Raw genomic sequence first — 609 nt, 5'->3', positions numbered from 1 at the left:
GTGCCTCCTGGCCTCTGGTCGCCGTCTTCACGGCCGGCTATCTGGCCGCCTATCTGCTCCCGACCGTCGTCGGCCGCCTCTCGTCGGGCCTCGGCCTGCCGCCCACCCGGGCCGGACTCATCGGCTCCGCCCTGCTGTTGAGCTCCGCGTCCGCGGGCTTCGCGCTGGCGGCGCCGTAACCCGCAAGCGCGAGCAGCAGGCCCAGCCGGGCGAGCCGTCGCTCCCCGTACCGCTCCACCCGCGCCGCCAGCGCGAAGCCCGCGGACGCGGAGCTCAACAGCAGGGCGGAGCCGATGAGTCCGGCCCGGGTGGGCGGCAGGCCGAGGCCCGACGAGAGGCGGCCGACGACGGTCGGGAGCAGATAGGCGGCCAGATAGCCGGCCGTGAAGACGGCGACCAGAGGCCAGGAGGCACGAGGGCGTGCGGACATGGGCGTTCCAGGGAGCGGTGCCCGAACGGGCAGAAGGTGGGGAGAACGTTCAAGGAGGGGGGACGCGCCCGGTGTTGTCGGACACGGGAACGCGGCCCAATTTGTATCAAGCCGCCCGACCCCGTGAAAGCCACCCCCTGGTGATCTGGGTCACCTTTCTGTTTCCGGGGGTGGGGGGG

At 72.7% G+C, this 609-nt stretch carries 2 pseudogenes; one reads left to right on the top strand and one right to left on the bottom strand.

What is annotated here, in order from left to right:
• A pseudogene (locus tag ACJA3G_RS38250) lies at positions 1–170 on the top strand (MFS transporter); the annotation flags it as partial.
• On the opposite strand, the pseudogene ACJA3G_RS38245 reads toward ACJA3G_RS38250, so the two are convergent.
• Positions 164–430: pseudogene (locus tag ACJA3G_RS38245) on the bottom strand (MFS transporter); the annotation flags it as partial. The pseudogenes ACJA3G_RS38250 and ACJA3G_RS38245 sit on opposite strands and share 7 nt — an antisense overlap.
• Positions 431–609: the final 179 nt, after the last annotated feature.

It is taken from the genome of Streptomyces sp. YS-3 (assembly GCF_045257485.1).
Classification (GTDB): Bacteria; Actinomycetota; Actinomycetes; order Streptomycetales; family Streptomycetaceae; genus Streptomyces.
This window is presented reverse-complemented; position numbering and strand designations above follow the sequence as displayed.